Here is a 1,974-nt window from a genome sequence, read left to right as displayed (position 1 = left end):
CCTCGGATGGCCTTGCTGTTGTCTTTTCGGAAGTTGGCGATGGTCTTGAAGTCCGGCATCAAACGCCCGGTCAACCACATCAGTTCGACGTTGCGTTGAGCTTCTCGTTCCAGCCGCCGGCTCGACTGAATGCGGTTGAGATAGCCGTAGATGTAGATCTTCAGCAGGATCGCGGGGTGGTAAGCCGGCCGGCCAGTATCGGCTGGAATGGCACCTTCAAAACCCAGATTGACCAGGTCGAGTTCGTCGACGAARACGTCGACTACMCGCACCGGATTGGTRTCGCTGACGTARTCGTCGAGGCTCKMSGGAAGYAAGGTGCCTTGRCCYCGMTGTTCACCTTGRATAAAGCGCTTCATGGGCGATCCCTGCGATGAAATCCTCAGAAATCATAGCAAGGGTTCGCGGAGGCGTTTTTACACACTCTGGGCCGATTTCTGCCTGTTACTTAGGGGGCAGATTTGGGCATCATAGGAACCGATCAATTGAGTATATTTCTATGGCCGTAATACGTAATCCTCACGCACCTATTGGCAGTCCACAACCTTCTGAACAGATTGGTCGTGACGATCTACGTGAGCGGTTRCGAGTGTCTATTGAGCGCCTTCGCATTGGGCGACCAGTAAAAAGCCTCATAATTGTTGGTTTGCAAGGTGTCGGAAAGACGGTATTGCTGAATCAGTTGGCGAGGGATGCAGTTTCGTTCGGCATTCACACTGCCTATGTAGAGACATTGAAAGAACGATCCCTACTTTCAATGCTAGTCCTACAGATAAAAGCAGCACTGCTCCGCATGAGTACTGTACACGCGGCCAAAGATGCTGCTGTCAAAGCGCTCCGCGCGCTCTCAGGCTTCACAAAAACATTGAAAGAACGCTACCAAGATATTGAGATAGATTTGGATTTTCAGCCTGAGCCAGGGTTGGCCGACAACGGCGATCTCGACGGCGACTTGACCGCCTTACTGATAGAGGTTGGAGAAGCTGCGCGTCACGCAAATACCGCCCTAGTGATATTTATTGATGACCTTCAGCTCGTCATGGAGCCCGAGTTAGCCGCGCTAATAGTCGCCCTGCATCGTGTTTCGCAGGTTAGCTTGCCCTTGATAATTGTTGGTGCAGGCCCACCCGAGTTGCGAGGTAATACTGGAAATATGAGGTCCTATGCTGAACGTCTTTTTGACTATCCAGAGATTGCTTTGAGCCTAGGGTGTGAACCTGGGTCGCTTCTGCCGCCAGCTAAAGGCGCTAGTGATTGACAGGAACRGGGATTGTCCCGCCCAGGCAATCCCACTGAGGTAGGGACAAACCCTGACCTTAAGGGTGCAACCTAGCCTGAAAAGGCTTGATTTGGCGCTCCGCCAACTCTAACTCCCTTACGCGCTCCCATAGCTGGAGGTTTTGTGTAAGGACCCGATCGCGCTGCGCACGAACAGTTGCTAATTCATTCACCAAGGCCTCAAGCTTATCTTCCAAACGGTCGATCTGTTTAGAGCTTGAATGACTGCCCCCCCTATTTGCCTCTGCACGAAAGGCCTCAATCCTAGCTATTATCGGCAAATGGGCGTTACGAGATTTCTTGAGATAGCCACGATCAAATCCGGCTTCGAGACTTACAACGCTCGCCGTGATTTTCGAAAGCGATAAGCCTACATGTTCCGCCACAATTGGCTTGCCATCGAGGAGACGCTGTAACGCCTCCTCGCACTCGAGCAAACCACGACTAACTGCTTTACCAGAATCCATACCTAAAACTCCGATTTATCGATCAAGCGCGCCTTAAAGCTCAAGAGTCGCTCAAGGTCACCATTGGTAACTTGATACTCTCCCGAACCAACAGGATAAAGCTGTAATTCGGCAGCCACAGCCTCAATGGCACTACCAACTTTTTCGGGCTTAATTATTGCTCCCTCACATGACAAACATTCGGTAAAATCACCAAGCAAAAAATAATCACATCGACCGACCTTAGAAC

General features: G+C 51.0%; 3 protein-coding genes and 1 pseudogene. 1 reads left to right on the top strand and 3 read right to left on the bottom strand.

Annotated features, from left to right (window positions below; translation table 11 throughout):
* On the bottom strand, positions 1 to 359 hold a 359-nt coding region (locus tag AC1DVH_RS30250), incomplete at its 3' end, for a transposase (RefSeq protein ID WP_477756886.1).
* 140 nt (positions 360 to 499) lie between these two features.
* On the opposite strand from AC1DVH_RS30250, the gene AC1DVH_RS30245 reads away from it, so the two are divergent.
* Positions 500 to 1,258 (top strand): ATP-binding protein, encoded by a 759-nt coding sequence (locus tag AC1DVH_RS30245; protein ID WP_477756885.1) that lies wholly within the window; start codon positions 500 to 502, stop codon positions 1,256 to 1,258.
* A 58-nt stretch (positions 1,259 to 1,316) separates the two neighbouring features.
* On the opposite strand, the gene AC1DVH_RS30240 is transcribed toward AC1DVH_RS30245, so the two are convergent.
* Positions 1,317 to 1,745 (bottom strand): hypothetical protein, encoded by a 429-nt coding sequence (locus AC1DVH_RS30240; protein WP_477756884.1) that lies wholly within the window; start codon positions 1,743 to 1,745, stop codon positions 1,317 to 1,319.
* Positions 1,746 to 1,747: 2 nt separating this feature from the next.
* Positions 1,748 to 1,974, bottom strand: a pseudogene (locus AC1DVH_RS30235) (integrase); the annotation flags it as partial.

The organism is Pseudomonas sp. P4_C3 (assembly GCF_056402075.1).
The sequence above is the reverse complement of the archived record's forward strand: the minus strand, read 5'-3'. Positions and strand labels throughout refer to the sequence as shown.